This window comes from Nocardioides gilvus (genome assembly GCF_003194605.1).
GTDB classification, from domain to species: Bacteria; Actinomycetota; Actinomycetes; order Propionibacteriales; family Nocardioidaceae; genus Nocardioides; species Nocardioides gilvus.
Window position 1 is genome coordinate 65,604 of sequence record NZ_QHKY01000001.1, and the last position, 19,529, is coordinate 85,132.

Consider the following 19,529-nt stretch of genomic DNA (forward strand, 5'->3'; position numbering starts at 1 on the left):
GACCTACCCCTGCTCGGCTTCATCATCCGGACGATCGAGCCCTGCCAGGAACTGTTCGAACTGGGCACCCAGATCGTCTCCGGTCGGCAGCGGCTCGTCCGAAGCCAAGAGTGAGGCTCCGGACTCCTCGGCGCGCCGGAACGTGTCGTACTGCTGCTCCAACGCGTGGACCACGTCCGCCACCTCTGCATGGCTTTCGAGGAACTCGAGGATCTCACCCTCGCACCCTTCGGCGGCCCGGCGCAGCGAAGTCAGGTCGATCGTGAGACGCCCCCCGCGCTCCAGCTGCTCCAGCAGCACCAGCGCGGCGACCGGGTAGTCCATCTGGGCCAGGTAGTGCGGGATGTGGGTGATGTAGCCCAGGGAAGGGTGACCCCACTCCCCCAGCCGCACCTCCAGGAGTGCCTGGACACTGGAGGGCACGCGCACCTCACCGCGCCAGACACTGCGGCCTGTCAGCAGAGCCGGATCGTTCGCGTGGTACGTCACGGCGGTGGGTCGCGTGTGCGGGACGGCCATGGGGATGGCGCCGAGACTCACCACCCGCGTGACACCCAGGCGTTCCACGACCTCACGCACCGCCAGGGCGAAGCCCTCCCACCGGATGTCGGGCTCGGGCCCGCGCAGCAGGAGGTAGGGCGTGCCGCCGGTGTCGTGCAGCACCCGCACCGAGAGCCGCGGCGCCTCATACCTCTCGTAGTGGTCCTCGACGAACGAGATCGGAGGTCGGCGAGCACGGTAGTCGTGCAAGGAGTCGACGTCGAAGGTGGCGACGACCGGGCCTTCACCCTGGTCGAGCAGGTGCTGGACGGCCAGGGCGCTCGCCTGACCCGCGTCGAGGAAGCCGGTGAGGGCCACCACCATCGTCAACTCGTCCACCCCGTCGAGCTCAGGAACGTCGTCGACGATGTGCACGAGGCGAGACGCGGGTTCTGACATGGGCCAAGTCTAGGCGGAGGCACCGCCCGGGCTCCGACCACCTGCTCCGCGGGGGTGCCCGCCAGGGTGACGACGGGCACACTTCCTGAGTGGTGACGGATTAGTTACCGAGGGGTAACGTGTCGCACACCCGCGCCGTGTCGGCCGGGTCCACCACGATCCCAGGAGACTCAGTGCCCCGACAGTTGCGAGAGGTCGTCTTCGTCGACGGCGTGCGCACGCCGTTCGGCAAGGCCAAGGGCCAGTACGCCGAGACCCGTGCCGATGACCTCGTCATCAAGTGCATCCGTGAACTCATGCGTCGCAACCCCTCGTTGCCGCCCGAGCGGGTGGACGAGGTTGCCCTGGCAGCCACCACCCAGATCGGCGACCAGGGCCTGACCATGGGCCGCACCGCCGCGCTGCTGGCCGGCCTGCCGGACACCACCCCCGGCTACTCGATCGACCGGATGTGTGCCGGCGCCATGACCGCCGTGACCTCGGTCGCAGGCGGCATCGCCTTCGGTTCGTACGACGTCGTCATCGCCGGCGGCGTCGAGCACATGGGACGCCACCCCATGGGCGAGGGCGTCGACCCCAACCCACGCATCGTGTCGGAGAAGATCGTCAACCCCGATGCACTGGTCATGGGCAAGACGGCCGAGAACCTCCACGACCGCTACCCCACCATCACCAAGGCCCGCGCCGACGCGTACGCCGTGAACAGCCAGGCCAAGACTGCGGCTGCCTACGCAGCCGGCAAGATCCAGCCTGACCTGGTCCCCGTCGCCACCCGCTCCGCCGAGCAGGGTTGGGGCCTGGCCACGACCGACGAGGCTCCCCGTCCCGGGACCACGATGGACTCCCTCTCCGGACTCAAGACCTCTTTCCGCGCCCACGGCAACGTCACCGCCGGCAACGCCTCTGGCATCAACGACGGTGCCACGGCCGCGATCCTCGCCGACGAGGAGACCGCCAAGGAGCTCGGCCTGCCGGTCAAGATGCGTCTCGTCTCCTACTCCTACGTCGGTGTCGAACCCGAGGTCATGGGTGCGGGCCCGATCCCGTCGACCGAGAAGGCCCTCAAGCAGGCCGGTCTCACCATCGACGACATCGGTGCCTTCGAGATCAACGAGGCCTTCGCCGTCCAGGTGCTGGCCCTGCTCGAGCACTACGGCATCGCCGACGACGACCCGCGCGTGAACCCGTACGGCGGCGCCATCGCCATGGGCCACCCGCTCGCCTCGTCCGGCGTACGCCTGATGACGCAGCTCGCCCGCACCTTCTCCGAGCGCCCCGAGGTCCGCTACGGCCTGACCACCATGTGCGTCGGTATCGGCATGGGCGGCACGGTCATCTGGGAGAACCCGCACTGGAACGGAGAGAACGCCTGATGTCCGACCTCAACACCCTGCTCGAGAAGGCCGCCGGTCTGGCCAGTGACGCCGAAGTCGTCACCGAGGCCAAGCTGCGCAAGGTCACCCTGCCCGGTGGCGCGGACGTGATCGGACTGATCACCCTCGACAACGGCCACGACCACACCCGTCCCAACACGTTCGGGTTCAAGGGCCTGATCTCCCTCAACACCGCCATCGACGCAGCTCTGGCCGATGACGAGATCACCGCGATCGGTGTCACCGGCAAGCCCTTCATCCTGGCTGCGGGCGCTGACCTCACGTCGGTCTCCTCCAGCGGGCCCGAGGGCGTGCGTACGGTCGCCGAGCTCGGCCACGCCGTCTTCGGCAAGCTGCACGGCTCGAAGCCCTCGTTCGGCTTCATCAACGGTCTCGCACTGGGTGGCGGCCTCGAGGTCGCGCTGCACTGCGACTACCGCACGGTCATGGACTCCGCGCCCGCGCTGGGTCTGCCCGAGGCCATGCTGGGTCTCGTCCCCGGCTGGGGCGGCGCCTGGCTGGTGCCCAACCTGATCGGCGCCGACAAGGCCGTCACGGTGGCTCTGGAGAACCCGCTGAACAACGGCAAGACCGTCAACGGTGCTGCCGCCTTCAAGCTCGGTCTGGCCGACGCCGTGTTCAGCGGAGCCGACTACCTCGAGCAGTCCCTGCTCTGGGCCGGCGACGTGCTGGCCGGCAAGGTCGCCGTCGAGCGCGACGAGATCGACCGTGGCGCCGCGTGGGACGCAGCCATCGAGCGCGCCAAGGGCGTCGTGTGGGCCAGGACCGGCAACGCCTCCCCGGCTGCGCTGACCATCGTCAAGCTCCTCGAGGGTGCTCGTACCGCGACCCGCGAGGAGGGCTTCGCCGCTGAGGACGCTGCTCTCGAAGCGATGTCGAAGACCCCGGAGCTGCTCGCCAGCCTCTACGCCTTCGACCTGGTCCAGAAGCGCGCCAAGCGTCCCGCCGGCGCGCCGGACAAGGCCCTGGCTCGCAAGGTGACCAAGGTCGGCATCGTCGGCGCCGGCCTGATGGCCAGCCAGATGGCGCTCCTGTTCGCCCGCCGCCTCGAAGTCCCGGTGGTCCTCACCGACCTCGACGAGGAGCGTGCCCAGAAGGGTGTCGACTACGTCCACACCGAGATCGACAAGCTGCTGTCGAAGGGTCGGGTCTCCTCCGACAAGGCCACCCGGCTCAAGTCCTTCGTGAGTGGCTCCGCCGACAAGGCCACGGCCTTCGCCGGTGCTGACTTCGTGATCGAGGCCGTCTTCGAGGAGATGTCGGTCAAGAAGTCGGTCTTCGCCGACGTCGAGAAGGTCGTCAGCGCCGAGTGCGTGCTGGCCACCAACACCTCGTCGCTGTCGATCACCGAGATGGCCTCCGAGCTCGAGCACCCGGAGCGGGTCGTGGGCTTCCACTTCTTCAACCCGGTCGCGATCATGCCGCTGCTCGAGATCGTCAAGGGCGACGCCACGGACGACGCGACGCTGGCCACGGCCTTCGCCACCGGCAAGGGCCTGAAGAAGACGAGCATCCTGGTCAAGGACAGCCCGTCCTTCATCGTGAACCGGCTCCTGGGTCGCTTCCTGGGTGAGGTCGCGAAGGTCGTCGACGCAGGCACGCCGATCGAGGACGCAGACGCTGCGTTCGCCGGCATCGCCCCGATGCCGCCGTTCATGCTGCTCGGCCTCGTCGGTCCTGCCATCGCGCTCCACAACAACGAGACCCTGGTCAAGGCCTTCCCGGACCGCTTCTACGTCTCCCCCGCGCTCGAGCGCGTGGTGGCGGCGAAGAAGTCGTCCTTCTACGGCCCCGACCTGACGATCGACCCCGAGATCAAGGCGATGCTCGAGCAGCCGGCCAACCCGGTCGCGCTCGAGAAGGACCAGATCCGCGAGGCCGCTCTCTCCGGTCTGGCCGAGGAGGCTCGTCTGATGCTCGAGGAGGGCGTCGTCGCGGCCCCCGAGGACCTCGACCTGGCGATGATCACCGGAGCCGGCTTCTCGTTCTGGAACGGTGGTCTCACGATGCTGCTCGACTCCTCCGGCGTCTCGGAGAAGGTCAACGGCAAGCGTTTCCACTGATCTGACAGCACGGCCCGCGAGGGCGTCCGACCATGGGGTTCGGGCGCCCTTGCGGCATTTCAGGCGGAAGCGTGGAGCAGACGGGTCACACGGGTCAGGTCGACGCCGACACAGACGATGCGAGGCCGGCTTCACGTTGACCGAGCACTGAGTGACGCCGCCCGTAGGAGAAGTAGACGATCACGCCGAGCACCATCCATGCGCCGAACCGGACCCAGGTCTCGCCGACCAGGTTGAGCATCAGGTAGAGGCTCAGCAGGACCGAGAGCACGGCGACGACGTGGACGGCCGGGGTGCGGAAGCCACGCGGCAGGTCCGGCCGGGTCCTGCGCAGCACCACCACCCCGATGGCGACGAGGACGAAGGCGAAGAGGGTGCCGATGCTGACCAGGTGTCCCAACGTCTCGAAGTCGACGAAACCTGCCAGCAGGGCGACCCCGCCACCGGTGATCACGGTGATGCGTGAGGGCGTGCGGTACACCGGGTGCACCTTGGCCAGCCAGCGGGGCAGCAGACCGTCCCGGGCCATCGCGAAAGCCACCCGGGTCTGGCCCATGATCAGCGTCATCGTGACCACCGTGAGTCCGATCGTGGCGCCGACGGCGATCACCGTTCCCACCCAGTCCTGACCGACGGACTGGAAGGCCGTCGCGAGAGGGGCGGAGTCCTCCGGGTCGATGTCGGTGTAGTTCTGCATCCCCGTGACCACGAGACTCACCGCGACGTAGAGCACGGTGACGATCGCCAGTGAGGCGAGGATCCCGCGCGGCACGTCGCGCTGGGGGTTCTTCGTCTCCTCGGCCACGGTCGCGACGACGTCGAAGCCCAGGAATGCGAAGAAGACCACCGCGGCGCCGGCCATCACCCCGGCCCAGCCGTACACGGCCGGCTCGAGGTCGAAGAGCGTGGCGACGAGCGGCGACGTCCAGAAAGAGGCCTCCTCCGAGGGGACCGAGCGGCTCTCTGGCACGAAGGGCACCCAGTTGGCGGTGTTGACGTAGGCGATGCCCATGACGACCACGAGGGCGACCACAGCGAGCTTGATCCCGGTGACCACCTGGTTGACGATGCTCGCCAGCTTGATGCCTCGCGCCAGGACGAGGGTGACCAGCAGGGCGATGAGCACCGCCGGCAGGTTGACGAAGCCATCTGTCGACGAGGCGAGGGCCGCCGGGAGCTCGAACGGGGTGCCGACGAGGAGCTTCTGCAGGTATCCCGAGAAGCTGGAGGCCAGGGCCGCCCCACCCACGGTGAACTCCAGCACCAGGTCCCAGCCGATCAGCCACGCTACGAACTCGCCGAAGGTCGCGTAGGAGAACGTGTACGCGCTGCCCGCGACCGGGACGGTCGAGGCGAACTCGGCGTAGCAGAGGGCCGCGAGGGCACAGGCCAGTCCGGCGACGAGGAAGGAGACCGAGATCGCGGGGCCTGAGTTCTGGGCGGCGACGGTCCCGGTGTAGACGAAGATGCCTGCGCCGACGATGACGCCGACCCCGAAGACCGTCAGGTCGAGAGCGGTGAGGCTCTTGCGCAGTCGGTGCTCAGGCGCGTCGGTGTCGGCGATCGACTGCTCGACGCTCTTGGTGCGCAGAAGGTTCATGCTCCGTGGGTGGGTTCGAAGACGTCCGCGCCGGCCTGGACGGCGGTGACGTCCTCGACGATGGAACGGGCCAGGGACTGGGCGTCCAACCCGGACCGCGTCAGGAGCACCGGGCGCTTGGCGTGCTCCAGGAACTCCTGCGGAATGCCGTGCAGCCGGACCGGCGTGGTGACCCGGTGTGCGCTGAGGGTCTGGAGCAGCACCGAGCCGCACCCGCCGACGACACCGTTGTCCTCGATGCTCACGACCAGACGGTGCTCAGCAGCGGCCTCCACGATCGCCGGGTCCACCGGCTTGACCCAGCGCGGATCCACCACGGTGACGCCGATGCCCTGGGCCAGGAGACGCTCCGCGACCTCGAGCGCGGTGGCGACCATCGCTCCGACGGCCACCAGCAGGACGTCCTTCTCCCCCTCGCGGACCATCACGTCGGCCTGGCCGAGCTTCGCGACGGCCTCCATGTCGGCCGGCGGCGGGCCCTTGGGGAAACGTACGACGGTCGGGGCGTCATCGACCTTGACCGCCTCGTCCAGGAGCTCGACGAGTCGCGCGGTGTCACGCGGGGCTGCGAGGCGCAGACCCGGGACGACCTGGAGGATCGACATGTCCCACATCCCGTTGTGGCTGGCTCCGTCGTCACCGGTGATGCCGGAGCGGTCCAGGACGAAGGTGACGCCGCACTTGTGCAGGGCCACGTCCATGAGGACCTGGTCAAAGGCCCGGTTCAGGAAGGTCGCATAGACCGCGAAGACCGGGTGCAGCCCGCCCATGGCCAGGCCTGCGGCCGAGGTGACCGCGTGCTGCTCGGCGATGCCGACGTCGAACGTACGACGGGGGTACTTCCGCTCGAAGGCGTCGAGACCGACCGGGTGCATCATGGCTGCCGTGATCGCCACGATGTCGTCGCGGCGCTCCCCGAGGTCGAGCATGGCGTCGGAGAAGTGGTCGGTCCAGATCCGCCCCTTGGGCTTCTCGGCACCGTTCTGCACGTCGAAGGGACCAGGCGCGTGGAACTGGTCCGCCTCGTGCCGTTCGGCGGGGTCGTACCCGGCTCCCTTGCGGGTGAGGGCGTGCACGATGACCGGGCCGCCGAACCTCTTGGCCTGGCTCAGCGCCTGCTCCATCGCGTTCAGGTCGTGGCCGTCGACGGGGCCGACGTACTTGAGCCCGAGGTCCTCGAAGAGACCCTGCGGAGCGAGGGCGTCCTTCATCCCCTTCTTCATGGCGTGCAGGGCGTCGTACGCCGCACCGCCGACCCCGGGCACCTGGTGCAGACGCTTCTTCACCACGTCGAGCACCTGCTCGTAACGCGGGTCGGTGCGCAGCCGGGTCAGTGCCGTCGCGAGACCGCCGATGGTGGGGGTGTAGGAACGTTCGTTGTCGTTGACGACGATGACGAGCTTGGAGTCCTTGGCGATGGCGATGTTGTTCAACGCCTCCCACGCCATGCCGCCGGTGAGCGCGCCGTCTCCGATCACCGCGACCACGTGCCGGTCCTCGCGACGGATCGCGTACGCCTTGGCGAGCCCGTCCGCGTAACTCAGCGAGGTGGAGGCGTGCGAGTTCTCCACGATGTCGTGCTCGGACTCCAGGTGGCTGGGGTAGCCCGAGAGGCCACCCTCCTGACGCAGCGTGGAGAAGCGGGCGGCGCGACCGGTCACGAGCTTGTGAACGTACGACTGGTGACCGGTGTCGAAGACCACCCGGTCGCGGGGCGAGTCGAAGACCCGGTGGATGGCCAGGGTCAGCTCGACGACGCCCAGGTTGGGACCGAGGTGTCCCCCGGTCCGGGCGCAGGTGCTGATCAGGACGTCACGAATCTCGGCGGCCAGTTCGGTGAGCTGGGCGTCGCTCAACCCCCGCAGGTCACGTGGGGTGGCGATCGAGTCCAGATGACCCATGGTCCTCCGCTTTCGGTGTGGGAAACAGCCTGTGCCGGCATGCTGGGCATCTGGGCTGGGGCGCTCGTTCGAGAAACCGCAAGTCTAGGTGATCGCCCCAGTGGGCTGTCACTCGTGGCGCCCCTGCATGGTGCAGATGCAGGCCTTGTTGCCCTCTGCGTCCTGGAGCACCACGAACGCCGGGGCATCGCCCTCACTCACCAGTCGTCCCCCCGCCGCGAGCGCCGCCTCGATCCTGCGTGGCGCCTCCTCGAGCGTCACCATGACGTCGAGGTGGAAGCGTTGGCGCGGCTCCTCGCCACCACTCTCCTGGAACCAGACCCGGGGCAGGTCTCCGTCGTCGTCGCGCACCTCGTCATCCGTCGTGGGGCTCTCCATCGCGAGCACCGCAGCCCAGAAGGGTGCGATCGCGGCGCGGTCAGGCGTGTCCAGTCCGATCTCGACGACCGAGAGCCCCTCCGGGACCGCTTCGACGCCGACATCCCGGGCGATGTCGGTGATGCGACGCGCCAGTCGTACGTCACGCCCGGTCACGCCGAGGGAATCGTGACTGAAGAGGCGGATGTTGAGGTGGCCGTAGCGCAGGTCCAGGTCGGGATGATGGTTCATCTCCTCGGCCACAGCAGCGATCCGGTTGAGAAGGGAGAGGCCGGTGACGAAGTCACCGGTGCGGTAGCGCGTCTGCAAGGCGTGGTGCAGCAGGCGCCAGTCGTGGAGGCCGGCCTCGTCGACCTGGGCTGAGGTGAGGATGCTCATCTGTCCTCCGAATCTGTACGCGGGCTCGGCGGCCCCGGTGTCAGCGCCTGGTGTCGACGACCACGACGACCACGGGCGCAGTGGGGATGCTCATGGACCCACCCTACGACGTATTCCTGAGCCATTCCGGCGGCAAGGCTTCGATGATCTGGGCCGCTGCACTGGTCAGGGGCAGGTCGGGCACGGCCGAGGGCTCGATGAAGACGATCTGGCGTCCCTCATGGCACTCGACGTCGTCGTCGGTGAGGTCGACACGCGCGACGAAGACCTGCATCCGGTCCCAGGTGCCGTGCGCCGCGCGGTGGTCCACGACGAACTCACGCAGGAGGCGCAGGGCTCCTTCGGGCAGACGCACGCCGGTCTCCTCGAGGAGCTCGCGCGGAGCTGCAGCCGCGAAGGTCTCGCCCGGATCCACGTGGCCACCGGGGAGTCCCCACCGCTCCGGGTCGATCCGTGCATGCTCATCGCGTTCCTGGAGCAGGAGGCGTCCGCGGCGGTCAACCAGGAGGACACCCGCAAAGCGTCTCTCGCCGAGGACCGGCGGTGTGCGTGAGATCCACTCCCGCAGCACCGGGGCGACATCGGTGGCTGACGGAACCAGGTCGATCCCGGCCAGGTCATTCGGGTCCCGGAACAGCATCTGGGCTCCTTCGTGACACTTCACGTCCTCCTGCCCGAGGTCGCTGCGTGCGGCGAAGAACTCCCAACTCCACCTGGTCCCGTCGGGGTCAATCTCCTGCTGCTCGCCGAGGCTGGTCAACTCACCGGGATCGAGCCGTACGCCGGTCTCTTCCGCCACTTCCCGCACGGCGCACCCCACCGCGTCCTCACCAGGCTCGCGGCTGCCACCGGGGAAGCACCACTGCCCCGGCCATCGGCGCGCACGGGTGTCGCGCTCCTGCATGAGCACCCAGCCCCGCGGATCCACGAGAGCGACGCAGGCGAAGTCGACCATGACTGAAACCTAGCGCCGGCACCGATGGGACCTCGCCGCGCCTCAGAGGCGGGCGACGTAGCGCCGTCCGCGCAGTGCCTCCTCGACCAGTCCCGCCGAACGGCGCACGGCAGCGAGACGGGCGTCCTCGATCAGGAACGTCTGCACGGCAGCCTCGATCACCGCGTCGTTGGCCACGTCGCGCAGGTCGACCCTGATCCCGCTGAGGCCGCGCCGCACGGCTGCCTGGTCGGCCTCCACATGGATCACGGCGAAGCGGGCAAGCACCACGGCGTGACGACGCAACCCCTGGTACCGCCGGTACTCCGAGGGGCACAGATCGAGCAACCAGTTGACCGCGGTCGTCTCCCAGTCGGGCGCATCGGGAGGACGGACCTCCCGAGGCCATCCCGGCGGAGCAACTGGCATCGACATCCAGTCATCGTACTCGAACATCTGTTCGAACAAGGTGTGAAGGTCAGTTCTTGAGGTCTCCCCTCAATCTCCGCCAGCCGTGGGTCGCGCAGCCCCACACTGTCGCGCCTCCCATCCCGGCGGAGCAGGGAGCGAGCGGCCCACTCACCGGACGGTACGACTCAGGCGAGGTGCTCCTCCAGGCGCTCCACCTTGGCGCTGAGCTCCCCGTGGTCGTGCCCCGCTCGCAGGTCGGCCTTGAGCACCAGACCCACCCGGGGTGAGCTCTCGGCGACCTTGAAGACGGCTTGCTTCACCACCGCCATCACCTCGTCCCACTCCCCCTCGATGTTGGTGAACATCGAGTTGGTCTCACAAGGCAGGCCTGAGTCACGGATCACCTGGACGGCCTCGGCGACGCCCGCCGCAACACCCCCGGTCTCGTCGGCTCCTGAAGGGCTGATGCTGATGGCGACGATCATGGGATCAGGCTAGCTGCGGGTGGGGCGGAGGCGGGCACCTCATTCTCCGCCAACAGGACACGCAACCTCGCGAGGGCTGCCGAGGACTGGGACTTCACGGTCCCGACACTGCAGCCCATCATCTGTGCCACCTCACGTACGGCACGCCCTTCGACGTGACGCAGCACCACGACGGCACGCTGCTTGGGGCCAAGCTCGCCGAGGGCCCGGCGCAGTGCGTCCTGCTCTGCCACCTCGGGGTCCCACGTCGCGGTCTCGGGCAGGACCTCTGTCGGGGACTCCATGACCCGCCGACGCCGTCGCCAGCGGGAGATGTTGGTGCGCACCATGACCGTGCGTACGTATCCCTCAGGGTCCCCCTCGATGCGCGACCACACGGGCACGCACCGCATCAGGGCGTCCTGCACGAGGTCCTCGGCCAGCGACGGGTCGGCCACCAACAACCGAGCCGAACGGACCAGCGCGGGAAACCTGGCGGCCACGAACTCCTCGAACTGTTCAGGGGTGGCCACGACGCCTCCACCCCACCACAGCGATCGCGGCGGCGGTCAGGACCGCCGCGGTGGCACCGAGGACGAGCAGCGGATTCACCGGGTACACCGGCTCCTGGCTGTCGACCACGTCCGCAGTCTGCAGGAGGTCAGTGGCCCAGGACCAGCCGACCGACCCGTCCCCTCGCCCGTCGTCCTCCACGTACTCGACCAGGGTCTCCTCCTCGCCGTCGCTGGGGTCGACGAGAATCAGCGCCTGCTCCTCGCCACCAGTGAGGGCAACGATCCTTCCGTCACGCCAGCCCAGCGCCTCATGGACGTACGACCCTTCTCGCGGCACCTCACGCCACTTCTCGGCGGAGCCAGGACGCGCCAGACGAGCAACCCAGATGGTCGTCAGGCCGGTGTCGGTGTTCTTGTCCCCGTGGACCACTCGTGCCACGTCCCCGTCCGGAGACAGTGCCCCGTCGCTGGTGACGAGATCCGCCGGATCCGCAGGCAGCCCGACCTCGAGGACTCGACCGGTCCGGTGGTTGACGAGCGCATCGCCGCGCTCGGACACGAGGACACCGTCCCCGGACCGCAACCAACCGTCCACCGGCAGTCGCTCCGCCCATCTCCAGGGTGACACCTCCCCCGTGGACGCATCCAGGACGAAGGCGTCCTTGCCACGCGAGGCCCACTGCTCCTCCTCCGGCCCGTCGTCGCCTGCGAGCAGGTGGAAGGGGTGCACGAGCAGGTGCTGGTCATCCAACCAGAAGAGCTCCTGGTCGGAGAGACCGTGCGCTGTCTCGATCTCGTGCCGCACCACCTCACCGGTCACGGAGTCCAGGACCGCCACCCCGGTGAGCGTCCCACCGTCGTTGCGCGTCGTGTTGGGGCTCCCAGAGGGCGTGCCGGCGGTCCAGTAGGCCAGATGCGTTCCTCGCGGTGAGAGCGCGGGCTCGCCACCTGCCATCCCCGGCGTCCTGACGAAGCCGTACTCCCCCGTGCGCGCGGAGACGGCGGCCACCGCAGGCTCCGACCGTCCCCACCATGTGGTGTGGGACCACGAAGTCACCGCCACCAGCGCGCCGGGCTCTGCGAGGTAGGGCATCCGTGAGGAGATGTTCGTGTGCACCCGGGACGGCACGCCCACCCCGGACCCGGAGTCGACGGGTTGGACCGGACCTGGGTGCCGGAGGCCCTGACTGCCCCAGACTCCGATCCCTGCCAACAGTGCCACGGTGCACAGAGCCACGCCCACGTTGACGAGCCGCGAGCGACGACCCCACCGTCGACCTCGCTGCCAGAGCTCGTCGGCCGGGGGCACGACAGCATCCACCTGTGGGTCGACAAGCCGCGTCAACCGTTCCTCGAGTCCTGGCTGGACCATGACACCTCCCGTGTGCGCTCTCCCACCAGTACGCCGTCAGGGTCGCGGTGGTTGGGTGCGGCGCGAATGTTTCTCGACGAAATCGAAGGAGCCCCCGTCCCACCTGGGTGGGACGAGGGCTCCGGACGATCCGTTGCTGCGTCAGCCCTTCAGCAGGTTGCGCAGGACGAACTGCATGATGCCGCCGTTGCGGTAGTAGTTCGCCTCACCGGGGGTGTCGATGCGGACCACTGCGTCGAAGGAGACGTCGGAGCCGTCGGCCTTCGTGGCGGTGACCTTGACGGCCTTGGGGATGCGACCCTCGTTGAGCTCGGTGATGCCGGAGAACGCGAAGGTCTCCTCACCCGTCAGGCCGAGCGAGTCAGCGGTCTGACCGGCCGGGAACTGCAGCGGGATGACACCCATGCCGATCAGGTTCGAGCGGTGGATGCGCTCGTACGACTCGGCGATGGCCGCCTTGACGCCCAGCAGCGAGGTGCCCTTGGCGGCCCAGTCACGCGAGGAGCCGGAGCCGTACTCCTTGCCAGCCAGGACGACCAGCGGGACACCGGCCTCCTGGTAGTTGACCGAGGCGTCGTACACGCTGGTGACGGGGGCGTCCGCAGCGTTGTCGGCCTGGGTGAAGTCGCGGGTGAAGCCACCCTCGGTGCCGGGAGCGAGCTGGTTGCGCAGGCGGATGTTGGCGAACGTGCCGCGAATCATGACCTCGTGGTTTCCGCGGCGCGAGCCGTAGGAGTTGAAGTCACGGTGCGAGACACCGTTCTCGGCCAGGTACTTGCCCGCGGGCGAGTCCTTCTTGATCGCACCAGCAGGGCTGATGTGGTCGGTGGTGACCGAGTCGCCGAGCTTGAGCAGCACGCGGGCACCCGAGATGTCGGTGACCGGGCTGGGCTCGCGCTCCATGCCGTCGAAGTACGGAGGCTTGCGCACGTAGGTCGATTCGGCGTCCCACTCGAAGGTCTTGCCCTCGGGAGTGGGCAGCGAGCGCCAGCGCTCGTCACCGGCGAACACATCGGCGTAGGAGGAGTCGAACATCTCGGTGTCGATGGCGCCGCGGATGGTCTCCTCGACCTCGGTCGGGGACGGCCAGATGTCCCTGAGGAAGACGTCGTTCCCGTCCTGGTCCTGGCCCAGCGGGTCGTCGAAGAGGTCGACGTCCATCGAGCCGGCCAGCGCGTACGCAACGACCAGCGGCGGGGAGGCCAGGTAGTTCATCTTGATGTCGGGGTTGATCCGACCCTCGAAGTTGCGGTTGCCGGAGAGCACCGAGACGACGCTGAGGTCCTTCTCGTTGACCGCTGCCGAGACCTCGGGGATCAGCGGACCGGAGTTGCCGATGCAGGTGGTGCAGCCGTAGCCGACGAGGTTGAAGCCGAGCTTGTCCAGGTAGGGGGTCAGACCGGACTTCTCGTAGTAGTCGCTGACCACCTTCGAGCCCGGGGCCAAGGTCGTCTTGACCCACGGCTTGCTGGTCAGGCCCTTCTCGACTGCCTTCTTGGCCAACAGTGCCGCACCGATCATCACGCTCGGGTTGGAGGTGTTGGTGCAGGAGGTGATGGCAGCGATGGTCACAGCGCCGTGGTCGAGGGTGAACTTCGTGCCGTCCTCGAGGGTGACCTCGACGGGGCTGCTGGGACGACCGCCGTCCTTGGGCGCAGCCGACAGGTGGTCGGTGGGCGCCGGCGAGCCGTTTCCGTTGTGGCTGGGCGGGTCAGAGGCGGGGAACGTGTCCTCGACCTCTTCGTCGTAGCCGCTGGTCTCCTGCTCGCCCTCGTCGACGTAGTCGGCCAGCGCACCGCGGAACGACTGCTTGGCGTCGGTGACCTGGATGCGGTCCTGGGGGCGCTTCGGGCCGGCGATCGAGGGAACCACGGTGGACAGGTCGAGCTCGAGCTTCTCGGAGAAGCGCGGCTCGGCTGCCGGGTCGTGCCACAGGCCCTGCTCCTTGGCGTACGACTCGACGAGGGCGATCTGCTCGTCGGAGCGGCCGGTGAGGCGCAGGTACTTGACGGTCTCCTCATCGATCGGGAAGACCGCGATCGTGGAGCCGAACTCCGGCGACATGTTGCCGATGGTGGCGCGGTTGGCCAGGGGCAGGACCGAGACGCCGGGGCCGTAGAACTCGACGAACTTGCCGACCACACCGTGCTCGCGGAGCATCTCGGTGATGGTGAGCACGAGGTCGGTGGCCGTCGACCCCTCGGGCAGGTCACCGGAGAGCTTGAAGCCGACCACGCGCGGGATCAGCATGGAGACCGGCTGGCCGAGCATGGCTGCCTCGGCCTCGATGCCACCCACACCCCAGCCGACGACGCCAATGCCGTTGACCATGGTGGTGTGGGAGTCGGTGCCGACGCAGGTGTCGGGGTAGGCCTGGAGCTCACCGTCGACATCGCGGGTGAAGACCGTACGAGCCAGGTGCTCGATGTTGACCTGGTGCACGATGCCGGTGCCGGGCGGGACGACCTTGAAGTCGTCGAACGCACCCTGGCCCCACCGCAGGAACTGGTAGCGCTCGCGGTTGCGCTCGTACTCGATCTCGACGTTGCGCTCGAACGCCTCGGGAGTGCCGAAGACGTCGGCGATCACGGAGTGGTCGATGACCATCTCGGCGGGCGCCAGCGGGTTGATCTTGGTGGGGTCGCCGCCCAGGTCGGCCATCGCCTCACGCATGGTGGCGAGGTCGACGACGCAGGGCACGCCGGTGAAGTCCTGCATGATCACGCGGGCCGGCGTGAACTGGATCTCCTTGTCGGGCTCGGCGTCGGCGTCCCAGCCGGCGAGGGCGCGGATGTCGTCGGCCGTGATGTTGGCGCCGTCCTCGGTGCGGAGGAGGTTCTCCAACAGCACCTTGAGGGAGAACGGGAGGGTCTCGACGTTGACGTCGTCACCCGTCACCGCGTCGAGGCGGAAGATCTCGTAGGACTTCCCGTCCACGTCCAGGGTGCTCTTCGCACCGAAGCTGTCGTGACTGGCCATCAGTCGCATCTCCTACCGGGATTGGGGGTTGTCGCACTCGGACCCATCTTGCCGCGCTCAGTGGCGGGCGGGAAGCAAGGTTTCCCTTACCTGCACCGGGTGAGAACCGAATGTCTCTCGACATCAAGATACACGATGTCCGGCGACCGACCCAACCGCATGTCCGACACATGTCCGGCGCCCGTCCGGCGCACCTCCGCCGTGTCACCGCCGTGTCGCCGCACGACAGCGCCCCCGCCGAGCAGTCGACGGGGGCGCTGGACACGAGCGGTGATCAGCGGGTCAGCAGTGCCACGCACTCGACATGGTGCGTCATCGGGAAGAGGTCGAAGGCCCGCAGCTGCTCCAACTTGTAGCCGTGCTCGGCGAAGATCGCGACGTCGCGGGCCAGTGCGGCCGGGTCGCAGGCGACGTACGCCACCGCGCGCGGTGCGCGGTCGACGACTGCCTCCACGACGCCACGGCGGGCACCCTCGCGCGGGGGGTCGAGCACGACCAGGTCGAAGGGTTCGTCGAAGTCGTGCTTGAGGGCGTCCGAGACCATCTGGGCGCTGACCCGGACCTTGGCCAGCTTGCCGAGGTTGCTCTTGGCCAGGTTGGCGGCCTGCTTGTCCCCCTCGACGAGCACGACGCGCGCCTCCTCCCCCACCTCGGCGGCGAGGAACCGGGCGAAGAGGCCGACCCCGGCGTACAGGTCGAGGACTGCTTCTCCGGGCTTCGGGTCAAGCATCGTCAGGACCGTGCTGACCAAGGTCTCGGGGGCACCGGGGTGCACCTGCCAGAAACCGTCGGGGGCCACGATGAAGTCGACTCCGTGCACCGTGTGCGACTCGGTGCCGGGAGCAGAGATCAGGCAGTCGTCGATCTCCACGACCTCGCGGGAGCGGAACTTGCGCATCCCGCGACGACCCTCACCCAGGTCGACGAAGTTGCTGCGGGTGCGCCAACGCAGCCCCTTGACGTCGCCCTTGACCGCCTCGACCCTGAGCCCGGTGACGAGGGGGTGCGCCGGGTCCATGCGCGCGATCCGGACCAACTGCTCGCGCACCACGTCCGCCTTCAACGCCCGCTGGTGAGGGAGGGCCACGTGCTGGAAGTCGCAGCCGCCGCAGGCCTTCGGCCCGGCGAAGCGGCACGGCGCCTCGACGCGTTGCTTCGAAGGCTCGAGCACCTCGACGGCGTCTCCCCTCCAGAAACGGTCACCGTCGTTGCCCTCGGTGATCTCGATGACGACGCGCTCACCCGGCAGCGTGTGGCGGGTGAAGACCACTCGGCTCACTGTCGGGTCCGAGGGGTCGGCCGCAACCCTGGCGACGCAGTGACCTCCATGGGCGATCGGACCGACCACTGCTTCGAAGCGCTCGCCGACCCTCGACTCGCCGCGCACCTTGCGCTGTCGGGGGGTGCGCCTGCCGTGTCTGTTCATCGTCTTCCCTGCCTGAAATCATCGTCGTCGACCACACGGCCGCGACGGAGGTCGCCGGCCTTGACCCGCTTCTGGTCACGGGCCGCGCGTTCTCGAGCCACCTGGGACGACTCGAGTTGGTAGGGCACCGATGTGACCATGACACCGGGCGCGAACAGCAATCGGCCCTTGAGACGCAGGGCGCTCTGGTTGTGCAGCAGTTGCTCCCACCAGCGTCCCACCACGTACTCGGGGATGTAGACGGCCACCACCCCCCGAGGAGTGGCCTGTCGGATCGCCTGGGCGTACTCGACGATCGGTCGGGCCACCTCGCGGTAGGGCGAGTGCAGGATCTTGAGTGGGATGCCCAGGTCCCGTTCCTCCCAGTCATGCATCAGTTTGGCGGTTGCCGTCCGGTCGGTGTCGACGTAGACCGCCTCGAGCACGTTGGGACGAGTGGCCTTCGCGAACGCCAGCGCGCGCAGCGTCGGCTTGTGCAGCTGGGAGACCAGCACGATCGCGTGCACCCGGGTCGGCAGTGCCTTGTCCTGCTCGTCCACGGCCAGCTCGAGCGCGACCTGGGCGTAGTGCTTGTGCACGGCGCGCATCAGCAGGAAGAACGTCCCCATCACCAGCACGGTGATCCACGCTCCGTGGGTGAACTTCGTGACCAGGACGACGACCAGCACCACGGAGGTGAACGACAGACCGACGGCGTTGATGACGCGCGACCGCTGCATGCGCCCTCGTGCTGCCGGGTCGCGCTCGGTGCGCAGGTGACGGGTCCAGTGCTTGACCATCCCGAGTTGGCTGAGGGTGAACGAGGTGAACACGCCCACGATGTAGAGCTGGATGAGACGGGTGACCTCGGCGTCGAAGGCAACGACGAGGACGATCGACATCGCGCCCAGGAAGACGATGCCGTTGCTGTACGCCAGCCGGTCACCGCGCGAGCCGAGAGCCTTCGGGAGGAACCCGTCCTCGGCAAGGATCGAGCCGAGGACCGGGAACCCGTTGAACGCCGTGTTGGCCGCCAGCACCAGCACCACCCCGGTGATCATCACGACGAGATAGAAACCCGGTGAGAAGTCATTGAAGACTCCGCGGGCGATCTGGGCGACCAGCGGATGCTGGTCGTAGCCGGTGACCGGCGAGCCGTCCGGACCGACGAGCCGATCGAGCTCGTACGGGTCGACGAGGCGGATGTCCATCTGCTTGGCCAGCACGATGACGCTCATCATCATCGTGATGGCGATCAGGCCCAGGAGAGCGAGCGTGGTGGCCGCGTTCTGGCTCTTCGGCTTACGGAACGCCGGCACCCCGTTCGAGATGGCCTCGACGCCCGTCAGCGCTGCGCAGCCGGACGAGAAGGCCCTGGCCAGCAGGAGGAGCAGCGCGATGGTGGTGAGCTCGCCCTCGTAGCCGGGTGCCTCCTGGATCCTCAGCCCCGCGCTCTCGACCTCGGGCAGCGTCCCTCGGTAGAGCCGCAGCAGTCCGTAGCCGCACATCCCCAGGATCGAGAGCATGAAGACGTAGGTGGGGACCGCGAAGTACATGCCCGACTCTCGTACGCCGCGCAGGTTGAGGGCTGCCAGGAAGGCGATGGTCGCCGAGGCGAAGACTACTTCATGGCCACTCAGGAACGGCACGGCGGCCGACACGTAGTGGGCACCGGCACTGATGGAGACCGCCACCGTCAGGACGTAGTCGACCAGCAGGGCACTGGCCACCGTCACCCCGGCCGTACGGCCCAGATTGACCTTGGCTACCTCGTAGTCCCCGCCACCACTCGGGTAGGCGTGGACCGTCTGGCGGTACGAGGCGATCACCGCCGTCATCACGATGGCGACGACGACACCGACCTGCCACGACATCGTGTAGGCCGAGGCCCCCGCGAGGGAGAGCATGATGAAGATCTCGTCGGGCGCGTACGCCACCGACGAGAGCGCGTCACTGGCGAAGACCGGGAGCGCGACCCGTTTCTTGAGCAGCGTCTCCCCCAACTGGGAACTGCGCAGCTTGCGACCCAGAAGGATCCGTTTAGAGACATCACCGACACCCACGCAAGGAAGGCTAAGCCCTAAAGCTCCGCGGCGCGGCCCCGCGCGGCCGCTTCCGGTATAGCGTGGAGCCGTGCACGTCGTGATCATGGGTTGTGGCCGAGTCGGTTCCACCCTCGCCCGAAGCCTCGAGGACCGCAACCACACGGTGTCGGTCATCGACACCGACCCCGACTCCTTCCGTCGTCTGGGGGCTGACTTCAACGGCGACAAGATCACCGGGGTGGGCTTCGACCAGGGAGTCCTGGAGAAGGCAGGCATCAGACGTGCCGATGCGTTCGCCGCCGTCTCGAGCGGGGACAACTCCAACATCATCGCCGCGCGTGTCGCGCGTGAGACCTTCGACATCGCGCAGGTGGTGGCCCGGATCTACGACCCGGGTCGCGCCGAGGTCTACACCCGGCTGGGGATCACCACCGTCGCCACGGTGAGGTGGACCGCCGACCAGATGTTGCGCAGGATCCTCCCGGCCGGGGCCGAGCCGGACTTCCGCGACCACGCCGGGACCATCAGGTTGGACCAGGTGCCGGTGACGAACGAGTGGATCGGTCAACGCACCGTCAACTTCCAGATGCAGACCCGCAGCCGAATCGCCTGGATCGACCGTCTGGGAGAAGGCATGCTGCCCCACCGCGACTCAGTGATCCAGGAGGGCGACATCCTCCACCTCGTGATGCGCGAGGAGACCGCTGCGGAGACGTACCGGACCATCGAGCAGGGCCCCGAGGAAGACTGA

The 19,529-nt window shown here is 68.2% G+C and carries 15 protein-coding genes; 3 read left to right on the forward strand and 12 right to left on the reverse strand.

All coding sequences use genetic code 11. From position 1 onward, the window contains the following. Window positions 1-3: 3 nt before the first annotated feature. On the reverse strand, window positions 4-939 hold the full coding sequence (locus DNK52_RS00315) for a proteasome assembly chaperone family protein (protein ID WP_110238580.1): 936 nt from the start codon (window positions 937-939) through the stop codon (window positions 4-6). Between the two features lie 173 nt (window positions 940-1,112). Between DNK52_RS00315 and DNK52_RS00320 the strand changes: the two genes are divergently transcribed. Together DNK52_RS00320 and DNK52_RS00325 are read left to right on the forward strand one after the other, a co-directional pair. Beyond that, window positions 1,113-2,312 carry a thiolase family protein gene (locus DNK52_RS00320; protein ID WP_110238581.1) on the forward strand — a complete coding sequence of 400 codons (1,200 nt, stop codon included), beginning with the start codon at window positions 1,113-1,115 and terminating at the stop codon, window positions 2,310-2,312. Further along, entirely contained in the window at window positions 2,312-4,396 is a 2,085-nt protein-coding gene (locus DNK52_RS00325) for a 3-hydroxyacyl-CoA dehydrogenase NAD-binding domain-containing protein (protein ID WP_110238582.1), read from the forward strand. Before DNK52_RS00320 ends, DNK52_RS00325 begins: the two co-directional genes overlap by 1 nt. Window positions 4,397-4,490: 94 nt before the next feature. Here DNK52_RS00325 and DNK52_RS00330 read toward each other — a convergent pair whose 3' ends face one another. The 11 genes from DNK52_RS00330 to DNK52_RS00380 all read right to left on the reverse strand — a co-directional run bounded on the left by DNK52_RS00330 (window position 4,491) and on the right by DNK52_RS00380 (window position 18,796). Further along, complete coding sequence (locus DNK52_RS00330) at window positions 4,491-5,996, reverse strand: amino acid permease (RefSeq protein ID WP_110238583.1); 1,506 nt, start codon at window positions 5,994-5,996, stop codon at window positions 4,491-4,493. Then, on the reverse strand, window positions 5,993-7,897 hold the full coding sequence (dxs, locus tag DNK52_RS00335; RefSeq protein ID WP_110238584.1) for a 1-deoxy-D-xylulose-5-phosphate synthase: 1,905 nt from the start codon (window positions 7,895-7,897) through the stop codon (window positions 5,993-5,995). Before dxs ends, DNK52_RS00330 begins: the two co-directional genes overlap by 4 nt. Before the next feature lie 108 nt (window positions 7,898-8,005). Then, window positions 8,006-8,653, reverse strand: coding sequence for a 4a-hydroxytetrahydrobiopterin dehydratase (locus DNK52_RS00340; protein WP_110238585.1), 648 nt, complete (start codon window positions 8,651-8,653; stop codon window positions 8,006-8,008). 103 nt (window positions 8,654-8,756) lie between these two features. Continuing rightward, window positions 8,757-9,608 (reverse strand): NUDIX domain-containing protein, encoded by an 852-nt coding sequence (locus tag DNK52_RS16220; protein ID WP_110238586.1) that lies wholly within the window; start codon window positions 9,606-9,608, stop codon window positions 8,757-8,759. A gap of 42 nt (window positions 9,609-9,650) precedes the next feature. After that, on the reverse strand, window positions 9,651-10,022 hold the full coding sequence (locus DNK52_RS00350; protein ID WP_204163320.1) for a hypothetical protein: 372 nt from the start codon (window positions 10,020-10,022) through the stop codon (window positions 9,651-9,653). Window positions 10,023-10,183: 161 nt separating this feature from the next. Next, window positions 10,184-10,483 (reverse strand): thiamine-binding protein, encoded by a 300-nt coding sequence (locus DNK52_RS00355; RefSeq protein WP_110238587.1) that lies wholly within the window; start codon window positions 10,481-10,483, stop codon window positions 10,184-10,186. Then, complete coding sequence (locus DNK52_RS00360) at window positions 10,480-10,995, reverse strand: SigE family RNA polymerase sigma factor (protein ID WP_110238588.1); 516 nt, start codon at window positions 10,993-10,995, stop codon at window positions 10,480-10,482. The genes DNK52_RS00355 and DNK52_RS00360 overlap by 4 nt, the downstream gene beginning before the upstream one ends. Then, window positions 10,982-12,349 carry a hypothetical protein gene (locus tag DNK52_RS00365; RefSeq protein WP_110238589.1) on the reverse strand — a complete coding sequence of 456 codons (1,368 nt, stop codon included), beginning with the start codon at window positions 12,347-12,349 and terminating at the stop codon, window positions 10,982-10,984. The genes DNK52_RS00360 and DNK52_RS00365 overlap by 14 nt, the downstream gene beginning before the upstream one ends. Window positions 12,350-12,490: 141 nt before the next feature. Further along, window positions 12,491-15,328 (reverse strand): aconitate hydratase, encoded by a 2,838-nt coding sequence (locus DNK52_RS00370; RefSeq protein WP_204163321.1) that lies wholly within the window; start codon window positions 15,326-15,328, stop codon window positions 12,491-12,493. A gap of 274 nt (window positions 15,329-15,602) precedes the next feature. Beyond that, the gene (locus DNK52_RS00375) at window positions 15,603-16,754 is read right to left on the reverse strand and encodes a class I SAM-dependent RNA methyltransferase (protein ID WP_110238591.1); all 1,152 of its coding nucleotides are present in this window, start codon (window positions 16,752-16,754) and stop codon (window positions 15,603-15,605) included. Next, window positions 16,751-18,796 (reverse strand): APC family permease, encoded by a 2,046-nt coding sequence (locus tag DNK52_RS00380; RefSeq protein WP_239455287.1) that lies wholly within the window; start codon window positions 18,794-18,796, stop codon window positions 16,751-16,753. Before DNK52_RS00380 ends, DNK52_RS00375 begins: the two co-directional genes overlap by 4 nt. Window positions 18,797-18,881: 85 nt before the next feature. Here DNK52_RS00380 and DNK52_RS00385 point away from each other — a divergent pair, with 85 nt between their 5' ends. Next, window positions 18,882-19,529, forward strand: a complete 648-nt coding sequence (locus DNK52_RS00385; RefSeq protein WP_420812338.1) for a potassium channel family protein — start codon at window positions 18,882-18,884, stop codon at window positions 19,527-19,529.